We start from the raw sequence: 20,984 nt of genomic DNA, 5'->3' as shown, positions 1-20,984 counted from the left end.
ATAAAATACCAATATCTACAGAAAATACATTGTAACAATTGTTTAAAGAAGACAAAGGAGGAAATGTAAGGTGAAACGGTTACTAATAATTTCATGTATGTTTCTTTTAAGCGCATGTATGTTATTTTCGATAAATCAAAACTCAGTCAGTGCCTTTTCTGAACAAATCATTCAAAAAGGTGCAACAGGGAATGATGTTGTCGAATTGCAAGCCCGCCTCCAATATAACGGTTATTACCATGCAAGAATTGATGGAGTATATGGATGGAGCACATACTGGGCTGTGAAAAATTTTCAGCAGGAATTTGGCCTAGATCATGTGGATGGATTAGTTGGGCCAAAAACGAAAGAAATGCTTCATAAGGCTACGAAATTCAATAAAGAATGGGTCCACCAACAAATCAATTCTGGTAAGAAATTTACGCATTATGGTGGTATGGAACTGAAGTATCAGGTAGAACCATCGCCAGCGACGGTTGAAAAGGCAAAGCAAGGAGCAACAAATCAGTGGGCTAAGCAAAAAACGCAATATCAAAAGCAAACTCCTGCACCGCAAAAGGATCAAGCGAAGCCTGCACCAAGTCAACAACAACCTGCTCCAGGACAACAACAAGAACAACCTGCCCCGGAGCAGCAGCCAGCGCCGGTACAGGAACAACCTGCCCCGGCTCCTGAAGAACAGGCAGCTCCTGAAGATCAACCAGCAGAAGATGAAGGAGAAGCTCAGAGTGCAACCAATATGCCTGGTGGGTTTTCGGAAAATGATATCCAATTGATGGCAAATGCCGTTTATGGAGAAGCGCGTGGAGAACCGTATGAAGGTCAGATAGCGGTAGCTGCCGTAATCTTAAATCGTATCAACTCACCGACCTTTCCAAATACAGTATCCGGGGTAATCTTTGAACCACTTGCGTTCACAGCAGTTGCTGACGGTCAAATTTGGCTAACTCCAAATGAAACAGCAAAAAGAGCGGTCATTGATGCGATCAACGGAATGGATCCATCAGAAGGAGCAACGTATTATTTTAATCCAAATACGGCAACAAGTGGTTGGATTTGGGGACGTCCGCAAATTAAGCGAATAGGAAAGCACATTTTCTGTGACTAAAGAAGAGGGTGAAGAATTATGTTGAGACTTGTTATCATCGCTGTTTTAGCAATTGCAGTAGCAGGAACAGGCTATTGGGGTTATCAAGAGCATCAAGATAAAAACGCAGTCCTCATTAATGCGGAAAACAATTATCAGCGTGCTTTTCATGACCTTGTCTATCATGTAGATTTGTTACATGACAAAATCGGAACGACATTGGCTATGAGTTCAAGAGAGCAACTTTCCCCATCCTTTGCGGAGGTATGGAGAATCACATCTGAAGCACAGAACGATGTAGGTCAGTTGCCATTGACACTTCTGCCTTTTAACAAAACGGAAGAGTTCTTGACGAATACAGGGGACTATACGTATCAAGTGGCAATTAGGGATTTGGACAAAAATCCTCTAACAGATGAAGAATATAGTACTCTTCAAGCCCTCTACCAAAAGTCAGATGAAATTAAACAAGAGTTGAGAAGAGTTCAAAGTATGGTTATGAGCAATAATTTGCGGTGGATGGATGTAGAACTTGCACTTTCTGCTAAAGACCAGCCGCAGGATAATACGATCATTGATGGTTTTAAAACGGTTGAGAAGAACGTGGAAGGTTATGATGAAGCAGACTTCGGCCCGACGTTTACCTCTATGAATCAAAAAGATAAGAATTTCAGTCAGTTATCTGGAAAAACAATTACAGAAAAAGAAGCAAAAAAGATTGCTGATAAATACTTAGAACTTGAAGGAAACGAAAAAATAAGCATTACTGAAAATGGCGAAGGCTCAAAGTTTGGTTTCTACAGCTTGAAAATTGTTGATAAAAATCAACAGGACACTTACATGGATATTGCCAAAAAGGGCGGTATACCAATATACTTGGTCCAAAATAAAGAATCAAAAAAGAAAAACATCAGCTTAAACGAAGCAACAGAGAAAGCTAGAAACTTTTTGAAACAGAATAAATTTGACACGTTGGATTTATATGAGAGCGTAGAATACAACAAACTTGGTATCTTCACATTTGTGTCAAATGTGGATGGGGTAAGGATATATCCAGATTCCATCAAAATGAAAGTAAGCCTTGAGACCGGTGAGATCGTAGGCTTTTCTGCAAAAGACTATTTAATGTCCCACCATTTAAGAGAAATACCGGAGCCGGGCATCTCATTTGAGGAAGCAACCCAGAAGATTAATGATAAAGTAATGATCATGGAAGATTCCCTTGCCATCATTAACAATGATCTCGGTGAAGAAGTACTGTGTTATGAGTTTTTAGGGACAATCGATAATGACACCTATCAGATCTTCATCAATGCCAACGATGGACGGGAAGAAAAGGTGGAAAAATTAAAAAATCCGGAACTGTTATATGATTTGTAATTATATGGAGGAAAAGTCAAAATTGGCTTTTCCTTTTTTTCGTTAAATGGTTTAATAAGTATATAGAGAGAACGGTTTTTTAAGGGAGGCAGTTTTTTGTTAAAGCCAGGGGTCATATTAACGCTGCAAGTGATAAACGATGATAAAGTGGAAAAATATAGATGTAAAGTACAGGAAGTTAAAGAGAAAGAATTTTATGTGGATTACCCATCACATATTGAGAATGGAAGAACAACCTACATATTAAACGGTACACAATTACTCATTACCTATGTGACAGATGAAGGAGTAGCATATACATTTGAAAGCGAAGTCCTTGGAAGAATGAAACAGGCAATTCCAATGGTACAATTGTCGTTTCCTGGATACAACCAGGTGTTGAAAGTTCAAAGAAGACAGTATGTGAGGGTCGAAAGTAATATGGATGTGTCGGTTCATCCGCTGACACATCATTTTACTCCCTTTATTACAGTCACACACGATATTAGTGCAGGGGGGGCTGCACTTGTTTTGCCTGATAAAGCTAGTCTTCCTGAAAAGGGTCACATTTTAACCACATTTGTCATTCATTTAAACAATGGAGAGACGCACTATTTAAAACTAAAAAGTAAAATAATCAGGTTAGTGGAGGAGCAAGTCAAGAATAGGTGGAAAGCATCATTGCAATTTGATCCCATCAATGAAATTCAACGGCAAATCATTATGAAGTACTGCTTTGAACAGCAACTCTTGTTAAGAAAAACGCATTCTTTAGCATAATTAATTCCATATTCATCCATACTGATAGTAGTAGAGAGATTAGTAATAGAAGGTGAATAATATGAAAAGAGTGGAACGAATAATCATCAAACTGATCGTTATTCAATTAGTTTGTCTTATTTGCGCACAAGGACTCTTGTTATATACCGATACGGCCCCTTTTTTAAGCAAGGTCATTCAGTATGAGGGAGTAGGTGGCATGAAGATAATAGAACATATAGAAACATTCGACCAAAGTAGATGAGTATGATAAAATATAATAGGCAATAAGTCTAAGAAAACATGCAGGGAAACCTGCTTTTTTCATGCGAAAAATGATAAAAGGTACATACAGGAGGAACTATGAAACAACAATTATCTATAGCAATTGATGGCCCTGCAGCAGCAGGTAAAAGTACGGTTGCAAAAATTGTAGCAGACAAATTAGGGTATATTTACATTGATACAGGCGCCATGTACAGAGCGGTAACATTCCAAGCAATTAGAGAAGATGTTAACCTAGAAGATGAGGCTTCTTTACAACAACTAGTAGAAAAGATGGATATCGACCTTCGCATTGCAAACAACCAGACGCAACATGTTTTCATAAACGATGAGGATGTTACAGAGCAAATCCGCACACATGAGGTGACAAATAATGTATCCATTGTTGCCAAGCATAAACATGTTCGTGAAGAAATGGTTGCAAGACAAAGAATACTAGCTAAAAGAGGCGGAGTGGTAATGGACGGAAGAGATATCGGGACGCATGTACTTCCTGATGCTGAAGTTAAAGTCTTCCTTTTGGCTTCCGTTGACGAAAGAGCAGATAGAAGACATGCTGAAAATCTTTCCAAGGGTTTTGAATCAGACCTTGAAAAATTGAAAGAAGAAATAGCGAGAAGAGATAAGCTTGATTCCGAGCGCGAAATTGCCCCATTACAAAAGGCAGAAGATGCTAAAGAAATTGATACCACTTCCTTGAACATTCAACAAGTTGTAGGAAAAATAATGGATTTGGTTCATCAATATGAGGAGACTAGGTAACCATGACATTTTACTCATTTGCCAAGTTTATCGTTTCTGTTGTACTTAAGCCACTATACCGGATTAAGGTGGTGGGCAGTGAAAATATACCTAAAGAAGGGTCCGTACTAATATGCTCCAACCATATAGATAATTTGGATCCTCCGGTAGTCGGAATTACTTCACCTAGAACTGTACACTTTATGGCAAAGGAAGAAATCTTTCATGTACCAATTTTGAAAACGATTCTGCCAAAGCTTCATGCTTTTCCAGTAAAAAGAGGAATGAGTGATCGGGAAGCATTGCGAAAAGCTTTGAAAGTGTTGAAAGAGGGGAATGTTTTAGGCCTTTTCCCAGAGGGAACTAGAAGTAAAACAGGAGAGTTAGGCAAGGGCTTGGCAGGTGCAGGTTTTTTTGCACTCCGTTCTGAAGCAACGGTAATTCCGTGTGCGATTATCGGACCTTATAAAAAGTTCCAGCCTCTAAAAGTGGTGTATGGAAAGCCAATTGATTTCACCCAACACCGTTTGGAGAAAATCTCTGCAGAAGAGGCTACTTTAGTGGTAATGGATTCCATAAAAGAACTTATCGAAAAAAACAGATAGTTTAAGAGTTTTGACTTGACAAAATGTCCTATTTATTAGAAGTTAGTAGAAGGAAGCTAAATTATGTAGGAATTTGTTTAGATTATTTCTGCTAATTTATCACCTGGCAGTTCTAATTGATCTGTCCGATCAATCAAGTAAGTTAACATCCGTTAATTTATGAATTATTACACGAAACAAATGCAACTTTTGTTAAGTTCGCATGTACCGGCATAAGCCGACATGCTTACGTAACGTCTACCGTTACTTACATAAATAATGGATTAGCTGGTTTGTATGGAGGAGGTAATAATGATGGTGGAAGACATGAATCAAGTAGAAGTTAACAATTTAGAAGTTGGCAACACAGTGACTGGAACAGTTACAAAGGTAGAAGAAAAACAGGTCCTTGTTTCGATTGAGGGCAGCAAGCTAGATGGTATTATCCCAATAAGTGAATTATCCAGCCTTCATGTAGAAAAAGCGACGGATGTCGTTTCAGAAGGTCAGGAACTTCAACTTAAAGTTACAAAAGTAGAAGAAGAATTACTAGTATTATCTAAAAAAGCGGTGGATGCTGACTTGGCTTGGGAAGATCTGCAAAAGAAATTCGAATCCAAAGAAGTATTTGAAGCTGAAATTAAGGATGTAGTCAAAGGTGGACTTGTGGTCGACCTTGGCGTACGAGGATTTGTTCCTGCTTCCCTAGTTGAAAATTACTTTGTTGATGACTTTTCCGATTATAAAGGGAAAACATTAACGTTTAAAGTGGTAGAACTTGAAAAAGAGAAAAATCGTGTAATCCTCTCTCACCGTGCAGTAGTAGAGGAAGAGATGCAAAATAAAAAACATCAATTGTTAGATACCATTGAAACAGGTCAAGTGCTTGAAGGTACCGTACAACGAATTACTGACTTTGGAGCATTTGTTGATATAGGTGGAGTAGATGGATTAGTTCATATTTCTCAATTGTCCTATGAACATGTAGGGAAACCTTCAGATGTTGTGACGGAAGGCCAAAAGGTAAATGTCAAAGTTCTTTCTGTAGATCGTGATAATGAAAGAATTTCACTATCAATTAAAGAAACATTGCCTGGACCTTGGTCCCAAGTATCAGAAAAGCTATCCGCAGGCAGTGTAACAGAAGGTGTTGTAAAACGCCTGGTTTCCTTCGGAGCTTTTGTTGAAGTACTACCTGGCGTGGAAGGCTTGGTTCATATCTCTCAAATCTCCAACAAGCACATCGGTACTCCGCATGAAGTTTTAACAGAAGGCGATAAAGTACAAGTAAAAGTGTTGGATGTAAACGAATCAGATCAAAGAATTTCCTTAAGCATCCGTGAGTTAGAAGAGCCTGAACAAGAAGAGGATTACAGTCAGTATAACCAATCAGAGGACACTGGCGGTTTCCAATTGGGCGAAATGATCGGGGATAAACTAAGCAAGCTTAAGAAATAATAAACGATATACAAATAATGATGATGTCAAGGTGATAACTGGTGAGTAGAGCTCAAAGGAAAATGGACCATATACAACATGCATTAACAACAGGACAAGTAAGGCAAACTGGATTTGACGATGTAATGTTTGTTCATCAAAGCTTGCCAAACCTCTCCACCACTGACATTCAATTGAATACAAAAATAGGCGAACTTACACTAAGTTCGCCTATTTTTATCAACGCAATGACAGGTGGGGGCGGCGAAAAAACGTGGGAGATCAATAAAGCACTGGCTGAAGTGGCGAAGAATTGCAAAGTAGGCTTGGCGGTAGGATCTCAAATGTCAGCAATTAAGGATCGGGATGAGGCAGCTACGTACGAGATAGTAAGAAAAGCGAATCCTAATGGTCTGATCTTTGCGAATTTGGGAAGTGAGGCCACTCTTGACCAAGCCAAAAAGGCAGTTGACATGCTAGAAGCGGATGCTCTTCAAATTCACTTAAATGTAATCCAGGAACTTGTCATGCCTGAAGGTGATCGTGATTTTTCCGGTGCCCTTGGAAGAATCGAGCGAATTGTAGAATCCTTAAACGTACCAGTAATAGTAAAAGAAACAGGTTTTGGAATTAGTCGCGAGACTGCTAAGAAATTAGTAGATGCAGGAGTTTCGGTTATTGATGTTAGTGGTTACGGTGGGACTAACTTCTCAAAAATAGAAAATGAGCGCCGTACACAAAGGTTGGAGTTTTTCAATGATTGGGGAATTCCTACCGCAGCTTCCATTGCAGAAGTGAAACATGCTTTACCTGACACCTCCATTATCGGCTCTGGTGGCATACAAAAACCAATGGATATTGCCAAAGCCGTAGCTTTAGGTGCTTCAGCTGTTGGCATGGCAGGATACTTTTTGAAAGTATTTATGGAAGAAGGGCAAGAAGGTTTGATTCAATTAATTCAGCAAACACATGAAGAATTAAGATGGATGATGACTGCACTTGGAGCCTCTACCATAGAAGAATTACAACAAGCTCCTGTCGTGATTAAAGGTGAAACGTATCATTGGCTGTCTCAGCGTGGTGTAGATTGCTCCGTTTACAGCAACAGAATATTGAACAATTAACATGCACAAATCAACGCCTTCTTTCTGATTAATAGAAAGAAGGCGTTTTTTTTTTGAGGGAAAGTTTATAAACCGGTTTGATTTCCGTTCCAGGCGCTTAGCTTGCCTGAGGGCGTTCCGTGTGCATCCTCGGCTTGTATCGAAGCGACTGAAGAAGTCATTGATTTTAGATATTATTGTTCCACCGCTGTTGATTTCCACAAACGGCTTCGCTTTCCTAGGGGCACTGCTGGAGCCTCCTCGGCTGCGCCTGTGGGGTCTCCACCTAGCGCTATCTCCCTCAGGAGTCTTCGCCTTTTGCTCCAATCACCAGCTAGAAATCACAATTAACATTAGATTTCAGTTTTCAGTGGCTTCGCGTGTCTTCTGGGTCTCACCTGTCCCTTCCTCCCGCGGGCGTCTTCGCGCCTTCTACTTCAATCAACAAGGTGACTTTATTTACTTAAGGGCTTGTAAGCATTCATCTAACTGAGTTATCTGTAAAAGCACTAACATTTCGTTCCTCTTAATTTCTAGCTGTGGATTGGAGCAAATGGCGGAGACTCCAGCGGGGGAGTAACGGTAGATTGAGACCCCGCAGCGCAGCGAGGAGGCTCAAGCACCGTCCCGCGGAAAGCGAAGCCATTTGCGGAAAGGAACAGCGGAGTTTAACCAATCAACTTAAAATGGATGTTCAGAGTAATTCTTCATCGTCGATATGAAGACCTCGGTGACGAGAAATAAGGGGGAGAGGTGTCTCCATCGTCGATATGAAGACCTTAGTGACGAGAAATAAGGGGGAGAGGTGTCTTCATCGTGGTTATGAAGACCTTAGTGACGAGAAATAAGGGGGAGAGGTGTCTTCATCGTGGTTATGAAGACCTTAGTGACGAGAAATAAGGGGAAGAGATGTCCTCATCGTGGTTATGAAGACCTTAGTGACGAGAAATAAGAGGAAGAGATGTCCTCATCGCCTATATGGAGCTAATGGTGATTAGTTAAAGATGAGCGCAAAGGAAAGATCCGATCCAACTTTTCAAAGCAATACGAAAAGCGAGAAACGCCCCAAAAGATTTTGGGACGTGGGTTTAGGTTGCGTTAGCGATTTTCTTATTTATTTCGCTCTCTTGCTCCTTCAGGGCCTTCCATAGTTGTTGCTCCCGGATACTTTAGAGATTGATCGCGGTCTGATTCCGTTCTTTTTTGGGCTTTCAGTTTTCGTTCTTGTCTATCTTTTCCCATATGATCACCTCTTTTCTAAGAATCTGTTTCATATTATTTGCTTAATCGGTAAAAACATACTGTGGTGAATGATTAGTATGCTCTATTTTTAGGCATAATGATTTGGTGAGAGGAGGGAGAAAAATGGAAATAACAGGTCAGTACTTTTATTTTATAAGTTGGATGGGTTGGATTATTATTACATTTTTCTTTCCGAAATCTGCAACTAGAACTTTTTTGTCTATCCTTTTGTTACTTGTAATAGCCGGCTCTGGCACTACTGTACAAATCTTCGGTTTCACCATAACTGCCTCTTTTCTTGTACTGGCCATTACTGCTCTTATTATGTTAGTGAATTCACTAAAGCAAAAATACATGTTGCATTACTTTTCCATTTGTACGGTTGCATTGGCGTATGTGTGTTTTATCATTTTTGAAATATATGATCCGGTCTGGATTTTTCTAGATAGGACATGGTTGCTATCTGTTATTATTTTATATTTATCATTGTTGCTTTTTAAAACAAAAAGAGAAAGGTTCGTGTTCATGCTGACGGGAGTCTTACTTGGTGAGATTTTACGCAGTATAGTAACGGATCGCATCTTTTCCTATTCGAATATTGGTTCATTTGAGTTTTTGGCGGTTCTTGCATTATCTTCTGCTGGGATGGCGACATGGATGATGTTTGAAACGTTGACAATACAGCTAGATTCCTTAATACAAAAGCGCGTAAGGGAGAGACAAGGATGAATGAGTATACATTACCCATTATTTTTGGGGTATTAATAGGGTTAGCGACAAGGCTATATATGCTTGTGACGGATTATCGTCAGTATCCTACCTATTTGCATGGTAAAATCATACACTTATCACTCGCTTTTATCGCATCAGGTTTAGGGACAATTGCAGTTCCTGCCATCATGGAAGAAGAGTTTGCAGCTATTACATTTCTAGCTCTGGCGGCATCTCAATTTCGAGATGTTAGAAATATGGAAAGAAACACACTTACCGAACTGGATGCTTTTGAATTGGTACCAAGAGGGAGTACATATATTGAAGGAATTGCCATTGCCTTTGAAGGAAGAAACTATCTTGTCATGATTACAGCTTTTTTGGCCACACTTGCCTATTTGGCAGCGAACATTTGGGTAGGATTAGTTGTTGGTATTTCTGCGGCACTCCTATCTCATAAATTGATGACTGGTGGGCAATTGAAGGATATTGTAGATATTGAGTACGTGAAGCCCCATTTTGATGGAGCAGGCCTGTATGTTGATAATATCTACATCATGAATATTGGATTACCTGATCGCCAAAAAGAAGTATTGCAATATGGGATGGGCTTTATTTTAAAGCCGAAGAACTTCAATGCGAGAACGACGATAGCGAACCTGGGGCAGAGACAAGCAATTCTGCATGACATGTCCACAGCACTTGGAGTGTATCGTGATTCTGGAACGCCAGCGCTTGTCCCATTGGCTAAAAGGGATTTAGATGATGGACGTGTAGGAGTGTTTCTACTACCACAAGAGCAGGATTTGGAAATAGGGATGGCAATTCTTGAACGGGTACCAACATTGGAAAATGCAATAAGAATGCCTACGAAAAACTTGAAGGAAAAGGTGAACAAGAAGGATGGAAGTTGAGAAATATATACTTGCTGTAATTACGACCAATGCCAGTAAAGTAGCCGGAGGAGCTCCTATTTTCACCTGTGAAACAAAAGAGGAAATGGAATTTGTAGCAGCAAACCTTGAGGCGATACTAGACGGAATTGCACACGGGTTAGGTGAAGAATTATATGTTATTGTCAAACATTAAGATTTAACTTTATCACTTTGCAAAAAGTCAGACTTCCTTATTGCGGGGAATAATGTTAAACTATTCAAGTTAGACCTTCCTATGCAGGAGGGTTTCTTTTATTAGAAGATACAACAAAGTATCCTAAAACATTCTTTAGTAAAGACTAAGAGAATCAATGGATTAGTATGAAAGAAATATTACATACATTTTATAGAAAAATGGGAGGGTGGTCACCATGCCAAAACCAACCGTAGCGATCGTTGGAAGACCAAACGTGGGGAAATCCACAATATTTAACAGAATCGTCGGAGAGAGAATTTCCATCGTAGAAGATGTACCAGGAGTAACTAGAGATAGAATATACAGCTCCGGAGAATGGTTAAACCAATATTTTAATATTATTGATACAGGTGGAATAGAAATTAGTGATGCACCGTTCATGACTCAAATTCGTGAACAGGCAGAAATCGCTATTGACGAAGCGGATGTCATCATTTTTATGACTAACGGCCGTGAAGGGTTGACAACAGCCGATGAAGAGGTAGCAAAAATTCTTTATCGTTCTAAAAAGCCTGTGGTAGTTGCTGTTAATAAAGTAGACAACCCTGACATGAGAGATACATTATATGACTTTTACGCTCTAGGTTTTGGTGAGCCGATTCCAATCTCAGGATCACATGGCTTAGGACTTGGAGACCTGCTTGATTTTGTCATAGAGAACTTCCCGAAAGACGAAGAAGAGGAATATGATGAGGATATTATTAAATTCTCATTAATCGGCCGTCCAAACGTTGGGAAATCATCCCTTGTGAACGCTTTGCTTGGTGAAGACCGCGTTATTGTAAGTGACATTGCAGGTACAACTAGAGATGCTATTGACACTCCTTATTCTTATGACGGGAAAGATTACGTTATCATTGATACAGCAGGTATGCGTAAAAAAGGAAAAGTTTACGAGACAACAGAGAAATACAGTGTACTACGTGCCTTACGTGCCATTGAGCGTTCTGACGTTGTTTTGGTTGTAATCAACGGGGAAGAAGGAATCATTGAGCAAGACAAAAAGATCGCAGGATATGCACATGAAGCAGGAAGAGCCATTGTTATAGTAGTAAACAAGTGGGATGCTGTGGAAAAAGATGAAAAGACTATGAAGGAATTTGAGCAAAAAATCAGAGATCACTTCTTGTTCTTGGATTATGCACCGATTGTCTTCTTATCTGCTAAAACTAAAAAGCGAGTCCATACACTTATTCCTAAAATCGACATGGCAAGTGAAAATCACGCCATGCGTGTGGTAACAACTGTGTTGAATGATGTTATCATGGATGCAGTGGCAATGAATCCTACGCCAACCGATAAAGGCCAGCGCTTGAAAATTTACTATGCGACACAGGTTGCAGTAAAGCCGCCTACCTTTGTTATTTTCGTTAATGATCCAGAGCTTCTGCACTTCTCCTACAAACGTTTCTTAGAAAATCGTATCAGAGATGCATTTGGCTTCGAGGGAACACCTATTAAACTAATCGCACGTCCACGAAAGTAAAAGGGAGGAGTGAGTCAGTGAAAAAGGTTGCTGTATTGGGAGCGGGAAGCTGGGGAACTGCCCTTGCAATGGTACTTGCCGACAATAATCATGAAGTTCGTCTATGGGGGCATAAACAAGCTCAAATTGATGAAATCAATCAATCCCATACGAATGAAAAATACTTAAAGAATATTAAGCTATCCGAAAAGATTGTAGGGTTCACGTCTATGGAAGAGGCGGTTGAATCTGTAGAAGCCATAGTGCTTGCAGTACCTACCAAGGCAATGAGGGAAGTGTGCCAACAACTAAAAGGTTATTTAAAGGCACCTGCATTATTTGTTCACGTTAGTAAAGGAATTGAACCAGATACACATTTAAGGGTATCGGAAGTGATAGAAGATGAAATACCTGAATCTATCCGCGAAGCCGTTGTCGTTCTTTCAGGACCTAGCCATGCAGAAGAAGTAAGTATGAGACAGCCTACCACGGTTACAGCTGCTTCACTTAATGCTGAGGCTGCTGAAAAGGTACAGGACCTATTTATCAACCAGCATTTCCGTGTATATACAAATACGGATGTTGTAGGAGTAGAAATCGGTGGATCTCTTAAGAACATCATTGCGTTGGCTGCCGGTATTACAGATGGACTTGGATATGGGGACAACGCAAAAGCAGCTTTAATTACAAGGGGGCTGGCTGAAATTGCGCGCCTTGGGAGCTGCCTTGGTGCCAATCCACTCACTTTCCTTGGTTTGACAGGGATGGGGGACCTTATCGTTACATGTACAAGTGTTCACAGTAGAAACTGGAGAGCAGGAAACATGTTGGGGAAAGGCATGAAGCTTGAAGAGGTATTAGATAACATGGGAATGGTGGTAGAAGGTGTACGCACAACTAAGGCTGCCTACCAGCTCTCACAAAAGCTTGAAGTGAAAATGCCGCTAACATCTGCACTTTATCATGTATTGTTTGATGGAGTGGATCCTAAAGATGCGGTGGATGAACTGATGAGCCGTTCCAAGACAACCGAATTGGATGATCTAGCGCAGCTTCTAGGCGACAGAGTCCAGTGAATTAAGAAGCCCCTTTGTGTTACGAAGGGGCTTTTGTTCGTTTAAGGGCAATTTTAAAAGAGTTAGAAATTTGATATTTCGATTGATTTTCGTTCCAGGCGCTTCGCTTGCCTGCGGGCGGTCCGTGAGCCTCCTCGGCTACGCCTCCGGGGTCTCACCTGTCCCTTCCTCCCGCGGGCGTCTGCGCGCCTTCCACTGCAATCAACTAGGTTACTTCATTTAATTTAGGTTAAAGAAAACCATCTAATGGAGATACCTTGAAAAGCATTGACGTATCTCAATGTAATTTCTAGCTGTGGATTGGAGCAAATTGCGAAGACTCCAGCAGGGGAGTAACGGTAGCTTGAGACCCCTGAAGTGTTGCGAGGAGGCTCAAGCACCGTCCCGCGGAAAGCGAAGCCATTTGCGGAAAGGAACAGCGGCGATCAACCAAAATCCAATCTTTCTTATAAATCTATACATAAAATATACAAACACCCATCCCTCATCAGTGCATAACTTATAAAGAAGAAACCATAGGAGGGTGCTCAGGAAAGAAATCCATAATTTTTACAAGCTTTTTTGCGATAAATAGGCATTTGGCGATGCATGTATGTAAAGTGCCGCATAAGATGTGTATGAGGATATCACTGGTTGAGCTGTGGGATTGGATTATTTAGTCTTTCTATTAATGCTGAAGTAAAAAGGGCCCCTTTTACTTCAGCTTTTTTGTTGTTTCATTTCATGTATATCTTATGCTATAATGTTTCACGGAAAAGGAGAGATGAGGATGTCACCTGCATTAATGAAGATGTGGATATCGTTTGTAGCGATGGGATTCATGATTATTTCCGTGTTAACGGTTTATTTTACTAGATTCAAGGTGAAAAACAACATTATCAGAGGTATTTTGAATACGGTTGCTTTTTTATTGATTCTACTTGCCGGTCTAATTATTTTTTATGTTGTATTCAGTGGCCCTGTACCGGAGCAATAATGATGAAGGAAGGAATAATTTATGAAATTAAATAGGTTCTTTCTACTAGTAGGACTTATGGTGGTAAGCAGCGTCCTTTCAGGTTGTTTATACCCCCAAGATCGTTTAGCGGAAAACCAAGTACCTTATTTAGATCAACTAGAAGCGGTACAGTCCTCAGTCGATCAATACCGCGAGGCATCTGGCGGCTTGTTGCCTATCAAAGACAGGGATATGGAGACACCGATCTATCAAAAGTATCCGATTGATTTTAATAAACTTTCTCCACGATACATACAAGAACCTCCTGGAACGGCTTTTGAGAGCGGTGGAGTCTATCTTTATGTTCTTGTAGATGTTGAAGAAGATCCTAAAGTGAAGCTGATTGACCTTCGGGTGGCCGAACAAATCCGCGATATTAATATCAGAATAGATATGTACAAGCGCTCGAATAATGGATATGCCCCGATCAAAGAAGTAATCAATGATCAAGCATTCAAATTGGATTGGGAAAAACTCGGCTATGAATCAGAGCCTTTTGCAGAGAGTCCAATCTCTGGTAAAAACTTGCCATTTGTCTTAAATAACGCAGGACAAGCTCAATTGGATTATTCTATTGACTTGTACGATTTTCTGAAAGAACATGAACATAATTACAAATCAGGGGATGACATCCGTGACATTATCGTGGATCATTCCGTGTTTGTACCTGCTTTCTCGCTTCCCTACACGGTAGATGAGAACAATGAACCAGTGTTTTTAAATAAAGAATAGAATAGTTGTCATGAACCCTTTTTTAGAGAATACATTCTAAAGAAGGGTTTTTTGTTTTATTTACATGAAACATAATGCCCCACTAATTCTTGCTTATTAACCATATATAAAAATAAAGAGGGAAAAGGGATGAATTTTCTATTAAAGTAGTCATATTTAATTAGGACAACATCATACACATATAGTGTCATAGATTATATCCTTACTAGAAAATGAAAATCCCAAGATAAATGTCGGGAGGGAATCACTTGGAAAAAGTAGATATTTTCAAAGATATCGCTGAACGTACGGGCGGCGATATATATTTAGGGGTCGTAGGAGCTGTTCGTACAGGGAAATCAACATTCATTAAAAGGTTCATGGAGTTAGTGGTTCTGCCGAATATAGGAAACGAGTCTGATAAAGCTCGTGCTCAAGATGAGCTGCCGCAAAGTGCAGCTGGTAAAACGATTATGACAACAGAGCCTAAATTTGTTCCTAACCAGGCAGTAAAGGTTAAAGTAGATGAGGGCCTTGATGTAAATATCCGTCTTGTAGACTGTGTAGGCTACACTGTACCTGGGGCGAAAGGGTATGAGGATGAAAATGGTCCAAGAATGATCAATACTCCTTGGTATGAAGAACCAATCCCATTCCACGAGGCAGCGGAGATAGGTACGAGAAAAGTAATTCAAGAGCATTCCACTATTGGTGTGGTCATTGCTACAGATGGCTCAATCGGAGAAATTCCTCGCAGAGATTATATTGAAGCAGAGGAAAGGGTTGTGGAAGAATTAAAAGAAGTTGGTAAACCATTCATCATGGTAATCAACACAGTACAACCACATCACCCTGAAACAGAAGCCTTAAAACGCGAGCTGTCCGAAAAGTATGACATCCCTGTTATTGCAATGAGTGTGGAGAGCATGAGGGAGTCAGATGTGTACAACGTGTTAAGAGAGGCATTATTCGAATTCCCGGTACTAGAAGTGAATGTGAACCTTCCAAGCTGGGTAATGGTCCTTAAAGATAACCACTGGCTGCGTGAAAGCTACCAAGAGGCTGTAAAAGACACGGTGAAGGATATTAAGCGTCTTCGTGACGTGGACCGTGTGGTGGGTCAATTCAGCGAGTATGAATTTATCGACAGGGCTGGCCTTGCAGGAATAGAGATGGGGCAGGGTATCGCGGAAATCGACCTATATGCTCCAGACGATCTATACGATCACATTCTCAAAGAAGTAGTGGGAGTGGAGATTCGAGGAAAAGATCACTTGTTGCAATTAATGCAAGACTTTGCATATGCAAAAGCGGAGTATGACCAGGTCTCCGACGCATTGAAAATGGTGAAGCAGACAGGATACGGCATTGCCTCTCCTGCTCTTACAGATATGAGTCTAGAAGAACCAGAAATTATTCGCCAAGGATCTCGCTTTGGGGTCAGATTAAAAGCAGTGGCGCCATCCATTCACATGATTAAGGTGGATGTAGAAAGTGAATTCGCACCGATTATCGGTACTGAAAAACAAAGCGAGGAACTTGTTCGCTACTTGATGCAAGACTTTGAGGATGACCCACTATCTATCTGGAATTCCGATATCTTCGGACGCTCCCTGAGCTCCATTGTTAGAGAAGGTATCCATGCCAAAATATCATTAATGCCTGAAAACGCCAGATACAAGCTAAAAGAAACACTAGAGCGAATCATCAACGAAGGCTCCGGCGGCCTAATCGCGATAATTCTATAAAACTTCTAGCTGTTGATTGAAGCAAAAGGTGAACACTCCTGAGGGAGATAGCGCTAGGTGGAGACCCTGCAGGTTGCCGAGGAGGCTCACGTCAGCCCCTGGGAAAGCGAAGCCGTTTGCGGAAATCAACAGCAGCGTTAAAAAAACTGTCGAAAATGTTTAAGAGCTTCCCGACTGTGGAAATAACACAGATGGGAAGCTGTTTTTTGTGTATTAAAACAGAGAAACGCTTGATATAAAGGGATTCTTATGTTAATCTACATACAGAAAATCTTCTCTTAATTGGCGAAATATTCCTCTAGAAGCACTTTTTTGTGAGAAATTTGTTGAAATCTAGTGTTTAATGGGTTAATATTAGCCTAGTTACAAGATTAAGCGATTCTACTATGTATAGAATCAATCAAAATTGTGAACAAATGTTAGTACTAAAGGCTTTTGCTAGACTAAAATGCTATTTTGGTTTAGAATAGCGATAACTCCTTTGGGAGGAGGTGAATGGCATGAACAAGACAGATTTAATCAATGCAGTTGCTGAAGCTAGTGAACTTTCCAAAAAGGATGCTACTAAAGCAGTTGATGCTGTTTTCGATACAATTCTTGACGCACTTAAAAACGGTGACAAAGTACAATTAATCGGTTTTGGTAACTTTGAAGTACGTGAGCGTGCTGCGCGTAAAGGTCGTAACCCACAAACTGGGGAAGAGATCGAAATCGCTGCAAGCAAAGTACCAGCTTTCAAACCTGGTAAAGCACTTAAGGATGCTGTGAAATAATTGACAGCTACATAGTCAAATGAATGTCATCTTAAAGAGGCGCATAGTTTGCGCCTCTTTATTTTTGCTTTTTTAAAAAAACTTATGCTAGAATCACATTACAGCTATTTTACGGTAATGTAGGAGGATAAAGAAATGACAGAAGTTAATAAGGCTCAAATAGAAGAAGCAGTAAGAATGATTTTGGAAGCAATCGGGGAAGATCCTAATCGCGAGGGACTACTAGATACACCTAAACGTGTAGCAAAAATGTATACAGAAGTTTTTGCTGGCCTAAATGAAGATCCTAAAGAGCATTTTAAGACAGTCTTCGGGGAAGCACATGAAGAATTGGTACTTGTTAAAGACATCTCGTTCTTCTCCATGTGTGAACATCACTTAGTTCCTTTCTTCGGAAAAGCCCATGTAGCATACATACCTAGAGGAGGAAAAGTTACTGGTCTTAGTAAACTTGCCCGTGCGGTGGAGGCGGTTGCAAAAAGACCACAACTCCAAGAAAGAATTACTTCAACCATAGCAGAATCCATTGTAGAATCACTTGATCCACACGGTGTAATGGTAGTAGTGGAGGCAGAGCACATGTGTATGACCATGCGTGGTGTCAAAAAGCCCGGTGCAATGACCATTACATCTGCAGTTCGCGGTGTACTAGAAAATGACCCAGCAGCTAGAGCGGAAGTTTTATCTTTAATTAAAGGATAAGTCAACACTGTAAACGATAAGGAGGATTGTCATGAGTCAAACAAACTCGAACGACTTTATTGTAATCAAAGCGAAGGAAGATGGCGTAAGTGTCATTGGACTTACACGTGGAACAGACACACGGTTCCATCATTCCGAAAAGCTTGACAGAGGAGAAGTGATGATTGCCCAGTTCACCGAGCACACCTCCGCGATCAAGATAAGAGGCAAAGCGACCATCCAATCTTCCCATGGAGAAATGGAAACAGACTAAAAGATACAATAAATCTTGAGTAAGAAAGCAGAAGAATAAATATTTCTCTGCTTTTCTTATTATCTATTCAATAGCGGGTTAAACTAAAGAAAGATAGCCCATTTTAACAATATGCTTCACTAATGTGCTATAATTAACTTTGTCTATTTTAGTTCGACTCTATTGTCTGTATAGTTTTGGTGAAACGGACGATGTCAGTCAAGAAAAGGGAACAAGGGTGGTCTTTAGTGAGTCATATACATATATCCATTATAAAAGAGAAATTACATAATCTGATTACACATCCATATTTAATTAAACATATTGAATACCCTGCCATTGATGAGGATAAGTTATTGTTGCTATATTCCATCTTGGAATCCATCGATATATCTGATGAAAAAAAAGAACAATACATATTATCAACCATGCTTGTCCAGATTGCCCTTGATACCCATGATATGGTGACAAATGCGAAAGCAGATCAAATGAAAGACGGCGATGAAAAGAGTCGTCAATTGACTGTTTTGGCTGGTGATTTTTATAGTGGCCTTTATTACAGTCTCTTGGCAGATGTGAATGACATATCGATGATTAAAACACTCGCACATTCCATAAAACAAATAAATGAGCATAAGATTGCCTATTATCATCAAGAACTCGAAGGAATCGAACCATTGATGGACAGTCTGGGAAAGATAGAATCTTCACTTATTCAGTCCGTTTCTGACTTTTTCTCCAATTCAATTCTCAAAGAATTAAGCGGCAACTTTCTTTTATTAAAGCGCTTAATTCAAGAACGGAAACTTTTCTGTCACGAAAGATCTACCTTTCTTTTTGACACTTTGCGAAGAATAGCCTTCTCAAAAGGAGAAAAGGATGTAGCATCCAAAGAACAGGAAACCTATATGTTATACCTTATTGACAGGTATATCGATCATATCAAACAAAGAATAGAACAATTGACGCATTCTATTCCAACAATGAACAAACTATTAGAAACAAGAATACAAGAACTTTTCTATGAAATCCCATTTTCATCGAAAAAGTATGCGGAAGAAGGGTAAGCCATGCAACATCCATCTAAAGAAGAGCGTGTTCATAATGTTTTTGAAAAAATATATAAAAACTATGACAAAATGAATTCAGTCATCAGTTTCCAACGTCATGTAGCTTGGCGTAAGGATACGATGAAAAGAATGAATGTGGCAGATGGCGCCAAAGCATTGGACGTTTGCTGCGGAACAGCGGATTGGACCATCTCTATGGCAGAGGCAGTCGGCCCAAGTGGGAAAGTGGTTGGCCTCGACTTTAGTGAAAACATGCTTTCTATCGGCAAAGAAAAAGTGAAAAACCTTGGAAAGAAGAATATTGAACTGCTTCATGGAAATGCGATGGCACTTCCTTTTGAAGATAATACGTTTGATTATGTGACGATTGGTTTCGGGTTACGTAATGTGCCTGACTATTTTCAAGTGTTGAAAGAGATGTACAGAGTAGTCAAGCCGGGCGGAAAGGTTGTTTGTTTAGAAACTTCACAACCTACCATGCCAGGTTTCCGTCAAGTGTATTTTCTTTATTTTCAATACGTAATGCCGATGCTAGGGAAGGTTTTCGCCAAAAGCTATAATGAGTACGCTTGGTTACATGAATCAGCTAAGGACTTCCCGGGAATGAAAGAACTAAAAAAGATGTATGAAAAAGTAGGTTTCCAACCAGTTGAGGTAAAGGCATATACAGGTGGAGTCGCTGCCATGCATTTAGGAGTTAAACCTAGAAAATAGTTTGTAAAGGTGACCTACATGAAATTAAAGATGATGTATTCCTTTTTAAATAATGATTTGCAAATAATTGAAAATGAATTAGAAGCTACCATTCAAACAGAACGAGCTTTGTTACAAGAGGCATCGTTACATTTACTTCAGGCTGGAGGGAAAAGAATTCGACCAGTCTTTGTTCTGTTGGCCGCAAAACTAGGAACGTACGACATACATAAAGTCAAGAATGTTGCGGTCGCCCTGGAACTCATGCATATGGCATCTCTTGTTCACGACGATGTTATTGATGACGCGGAATTAAGGCGGGGAAAAGCTACGATTAAAGCAAAATGGGATAACCGCATTGCAATGTACACGGGCGATTATATTTTTGCAAGGTCCCTTGAAATGATGACTAGAGTAGAAGACATCGAAGCGCACCGCATCCTCTCTAATACGCTTGTAGAACTCTGTAAAGGCGAAATCGAACAGATCCGAGATAAGTATAACTACGATCAAAACCTGCGGACATATTTGCGAAGAATTAAAAGAAAGACCGCAATCCTTATTGCCGTCAGTTGTCAGCTTGGAGCCATCACTTCCGGTGTCTCTGCATCGGTTCATCAGAGCCTTTATTGGTTTGGTTATTATGTCGGAATGTCTTTCCAAATTACAGATGACATTCTTGACTTTACTTCTACCGAAGAACAGCTAGGGAAGCCTGCCGGAAGTGATCTTCTGCAGGGTAATATTACCTTACCTGTTCTATATGCCATGGAATCGCCTGGATTGAACGAGAAGATCCGTACGATTCACGAACATAGCAGTTCAGTGGAAATAAAGGAAATAATTGAGTTGATCAAAAGGTCTGATGCGATTGAACGTTCCTTTGCACTTAGTGACCGTTATTTGGAGAGGGCATTCAAGGAACTTGAAAAACTTCCAAATGGACTTGCTAAACGCACCTTCAGCAATGTGGCAAAATATATTGGAAAACGTAAATACTAGGCCAAATTTCGCAAACTTTGTAAAATATTACGATAATTCTCCATCTTCTGTTGCGAAACTATAAAAACCGTGATAT

23 protein-coding genes are annotated in these 20,984 nt (G+C 40.1%); 22 read left to right on the top strand and 1 reads right to left on the bottom strand.

Annotation, left to right across the window (positions count from 1 at the left end; genetic code table 11):
* Positions 1–97 precede the first annotated feature (97 nt).
* From sleB to fni, 8 genes are all read left to right on the top strand, one after another.
* Positions 98–1,108: a spore cortex-lytic enzyme gene (gene sleB / locus LC091_RS00240; protein ID WP_226679900.1), complete on the top strand. Its 1,011-nt coding sequence runs from the start codon at positions 98–100 to the stop codon at positions 1,106–1,108.
* Positions 1,109–1,126: 18 nt separating this feature from the next.
* A complete protein-coding gene (ypeB, locus tag LC091_RS00235; RefSeq protein WP_226679737.1) occupies positions 1,127–2,467 on the top strand; it encodes a germination protein YpeB in 1,341 nt (446 codons plus the stop codon).
* Between the two features lie 96 nt (positions 2,468–2,563).
* Positions 2,564–3,226: a flagellar brake protein gene (locus LC091_RS00230; protein WP_226679736.1), complete on the top strand. Its 663-nt coding sequence runs from the start codon at positions 2,564–2,566 to the stop codon at positions 3,224–3,226.
* A 61-nt stretch (positions 3,227–3,287) separates the two neighbouring features.
* Complete coding sequence (locus tag LC091_RS00225; RefSeq protein WP_226679735.1) at positions 3,288–3,470, top strand: YpfB family protein; 183 nt, start codon at positions 3,288–3,290, stop codon at positions 3,468–3,470.
* Between the two features lie 98 nt (positions 3,471–3,568).
* Entirely contained in the window at positions 3,569–4,252 is a 684-nt protein-coding gene (cmk, locus tag LC091_RS00220) for a (d)CMP kinase (RefSeq protein WP_226679734.1), read from the top strand.
* Between the two features lie 2 nt (positions 4,253–4,254).
* Positions 4,255–4,836 (top strand): lysophospholipid acyltransferase family protein, encoded by a 582-nt coding sequence (locus tag LC091_RS00215; protein WP_226679733.1) that lies wholly within the window; start codon positions 4,255–4,257, stop codon positions 4,834–4,836.
* A gap of 294 nt (positions 4,837–5,130) precedes the next feature.
* Positions 5,131–6,273 carry a 30S ribosomal protein S1 gene (gene rpsA, locus LC091_RS00210; protein WP_226679899.1) on the top strand — a complete coding sequence of 381 codons (1,143 nt, stop codon included), beginning with the start codon at positions 5,131–5,133 and terminating at the stop codon, positions 6,271–6,273.
* 41 nt (positions 6,274–6,314) lie between these two features.
* Positions 6,315–7,376: a type 2 isopentenyl-diphosphate Delta-isomerase gene (gene fni, locus LC091_RS00205; RefSeq protein ID WP_226679732.1), complete on the top strand. Its 1,062-nt coding sequence runs from the start codon at positions 6,315–6,317 to the stop codon at positions 7,374–7,376.
* A 1,089-nt stretch (positions 7,377–8,465) separates the two neighbouring features.
* Here the strand turns inward: fni and LC091_RS00200 are convergent.
* Positions 8,466–8,597, bottom strand: a complete 132-nt coding sequence (locus LC091_RS00200) for a YpzI family protein (RefSeq protein WP_168864971.1) — start codon at positions 8,595–8,597, stop codon at positions 8,466–8,468.
* A 123-nt stretch (positions 8,598–8,720) separates the two neighbouring features.
* On the opposite strand from LC091_RS00200, the gene LC091_RS00195 reads away from it, so the two are divergent.
* The 14 genes from LC091_RS00195 to hepT all read left to right on the top strand — a co-directional run bounded on the left by LC091_RS00195 (position 8,721) and on the right by hepT (position 20,908).
* Positions 8,721–9,326: a YphA family membrane protein gene (locus LC091_RS00195; protein WP_226679731.1), complete on the top strand. Its 606-nt coding sequence runs from the start codon at positions 8,721–8,723 to the stop codon at positions 9,324–9,326.
* On the top strand, positions 9,323–10,222 hold the full coding sequence (locus LC091_RS00190; RefSeq protein WP_226679730.1) for a YIEGIA family protein: 900 nt from the start codon (positions 9,323–9,325) through the stop codon (positions 10,220–10,222). The genes LC091_RS00195 and LC091_RS00190 overlap by 4 nt, the downstream gene beginning before the upstream one ends.
* Positions 10,212–10,397 carry a capping complex subunit for YIEGIA gene (locus LC091_RS00185; RefSeq protein WP_226679729.1) on the top strand — a complete coding sequence of 62 codons (186 nt, stop codon included), beginning with the start codon at positions 10,212–10,214 and terminating at the stop codon, positions 10,395–10,397. Before LC091_RS00190 ends, LC091_RS00185 begins: the two co-directional genes overlap by 11 nt.
* Before the next feature lie 217 nt (positions 10,398–10,614).
* On the top strand, positions 10,615–11,925 hold the full coding sequence (der, locus tag LC091_RS00180) for a ribosome biogenesis GTPase Der (protein ID WP_226679728.1): 1,311 nt from the start codon (positions 10,615–10,617) through the stop codon (positions 11,923–11,925).
* Between the two features lie 17 nt (positions 11,926–11,942).
* Complete coding sequence (locus LC091_RS00175; protein ID WP_226679727.1) at positions 11,943–12,980, top strand: NAD(P)H-dependent glycerol-3-phosphate dehydrogenase; 1,038 nt, start codon at positions 11,943–11,945, stop codon at positions 12,978–12,980.
* 769 nt (positions 12,981–13,749) lie between these two features.
* Positions 13,750–13,956, top strand: coding sequence for a DUF2768 domain-containing protein (locus LC091_RS00170; RefSeq protein ID WP_226679726.1), 207 nt, complete (start codon positions 13,750–13,752; stop codon positions 13,954–13,956).
* Between the two features lie 21 nt (positions 13,957–13,977).
* Positions 13,978–14,709, top strand: a complete 732-nt coding sequence (locus LC091_RS00165) for a hypothetical protein (RefSeq protein ID WP_226679725.1) — start codon at positions 13,978–13,980, stop codon at positions 14,707–14,709.
* Between the two features lie 248 nt (positions 14,710–14,957).
* A complete protein-coding gene (gene spoIVA / locus LC091_RS00160; protein WP_226679724.1) occupies positions 14,958–16,436 on the top strand; it encodes a stage IV sporulation protein A in 1,479 nt (492 codons plus the stop codon).
* Positions 16,437–16,936: 500 nt separating this feature from the next.
* Positions 16,937–17,209, top strand: coding sequence for a non-specific DNA-binding protein Hbs (hbs, locus tag LC091_RS00155; RefSeq protein WP_010193643.1), 273 nt, complete (start codon positions 16,937–16,939; stop codon positions 17,207–17,209).
* Between the two features lie 135 nt (positions 17,210–17,344).
* Positions 17,345–17,911 (top strand): GTP cyclohydrolase I FolE, encoded by a 567-nt coding sequence (folE, locus tag LC091_RS00150; protein WP_226679723.1) that lies wholly within the window; start codon positions 17,345–17,347, stop codon positions 17,909–17,911.
* A 31-nt stretch (positions 17,912–17,942) separates the two neighbouring features.
* Positions 17,943–18,164 carry a trp RNA-binding attenuation protein MtrB gene (gene mtrB / locus LC091_RS00145; RefSeq protein WP_226679722.1) on the top strand — a complete coding sequence of 74 codons (222 nt, stop codon included), beginning with the start codon at positions 17,943–17,945 and terminating at the stop codon, positions 18,162–18,164.
* Positions 18,165–18,391: 227 nt separating this feature from the next.
* Positions 18,392–19,210, top strand: a complete 819-nt coding sequence (locus LC091_RS00140) for a heptaprenyl diphosphate synthase component 1 (protein ID WP_226679721.1) — start codon at positions 18,392–18,394, stop codon at positions 19,208–19,210.
* Positions 19,211–19,213: 3 nt separating this feature from the next.
* Positions 19,214–19,927 (top strand): demethylmenaquinone methyltransferase, encoded by a 714-nt coding sequence (locus LC091_RS00135; RefSeq protein ID WP_226679720.1) that lies wholly within the window; start codon positions 19,214–19,216, stop codon positions 19,925–19,927.
* A gap of 18 nt (positions 19,928–19,945) precedes the next feature.
* On the top strand, positions 19,946–20,908 hold the full coding sequence (hepT, locus tag LC091_RS00130) for a heptaprenyl diphosphate synthase component II (protein WP_226679719.1): 963 nt from the start codon (positions 19,946–19,948) through the stop codon (positions 20,906–20,908).
* Positions 20,909–20,984 lie beyond the last annotated feature (76 nt).

The sequence above is a fragment of the Sutcliffiella horikoshii genome, from assembly GCF_020524325.1.
GTDB lineage: Bacteria > Bacillota > Bacilli > Bacillales > Bacillaceae_I > Sutcliffiella_A > Sutcliffiella_A horikoshii_D.
This window is presented reverse-complemented; position numbering and strand designations above follow the sequence as displayed.

Bases quoted from the DNA above. Each gene is read 5' to 3' on its own strand.
- rpsA (WP_226679899.1), top strand. From the start codon at position 5,131: ATGGTGGAAGACATGAATCAAGTAGAAGTTAACAATTTAGAAGTTGGC.
- LC091_RS00170 (WP_226679726.1), top strand. From the start codon at position 13,750: ATGTCACCTGCATTAATGAAGATGTGGATATCGTTTGTAGCGATGGGA.
- der (WP_226679728.1), top strand. From the start codon at position 10,615: ATGCCAAAACCAACCGTAGCGATCGTTGGAAGACCAAACGTGGGGAAA.
- cmk (WP_226679734.1), top strand. From the start codon at position 3,569: ATGAAACAACAATTATCTATAGCAATTGATGGCCCTGCAGCAGCAGGT.
- mtrB (WP_226679722.1), top strand. From the start codon at position 17,943: ATGAGTCAAACAAACTCGAACGACTTTATTGTAATCAAAGCGAAGGAA.
- LC091_RS00165 (WP_226679725.1), top strand. From the start codon at position 13,978: ATGAAATTAAATAGGTTCTTTCTACTAGTAGGACTTATGGTGGTAAGC.
- folE (WP_226679723.1), top strand. From the start codon at position 17,345: ATGACAGAAGTTAATAAGGCTCAAATAGAAGAAGCAGTAAGAATGATT.
- hbs (WP_010193643.1), top strand. From the start codon at position 16,937: ATGAACAAGACAGATTTAATCAATGCAGTTGCTGAAGCTAGTGAACTT.
- LC091_RS00135 (WP_226679720.1), top strand. From the start codon at position 19,214: ATGCAACATCCATCTAAAGAAGAGCGTGTTCATAATGTTTTTGAAAAA.
- sleB (WP_226679900.1), top strand. From the start codon at position 98: ATGTTTCTTTTAAGCGCATGTATGTTATTTTCGATAAATCAAAACTCA.
- LC091_RS00190 (WP_226679730.1), top strand. From the start codon at position 9,323: ATGAATGAGTATACATTACCCATTATTTTTGGGGTATTAATAGGGTTA.
- LC091_RS00215 (WP_226679733.1), top strand. From the start codon at position 4,255: ATGACATTTTACTCATTTGCCAAGTTTATCGTTTCTGTTGTACTTAAG.
- LC091_RS00225 (WP_226679735.1), top strand. From the start codon at position 3,288: ATGAAAAGAGTGGAACGAATAATCATCAAACTGATCGTTATTCAATTA.
- LC091_RS00200 (WP_168864971.1), bottom strand. From the start codon at position 8,597: ATGGGAAAAGATAGACAAGAACGAAAACTGAAAGCCCAAAAAAGAACG.
- hepT (WP_226679719.1), top strand. From the start codon at position 19,946: ATGAAATTAAAGATGATGTATTCCTTTTTAAATAATGATTTGCAAATA.
- LC091_RS00185 (WP_226679729.1), top strand. From the start codon at position 10,212: ATGGAAGTTGAGAAATATATACTTGCTGTAATTACGACCAATGCCAGT.
- ypeB (WP_226679737.1), top strand. From the start codon at position 1,127: ATGTTGAGACTTGTTATCATCGCTGTTTTAGCAATTGCAGTAGCAGGA.
- LC091_RS00195 (WP_226679731.1), top strand. From the start codon at position 8,721: ATGGAAATAACAGGTCAGTACTTTTATTTTATAAGTTGGATGGGTTGG.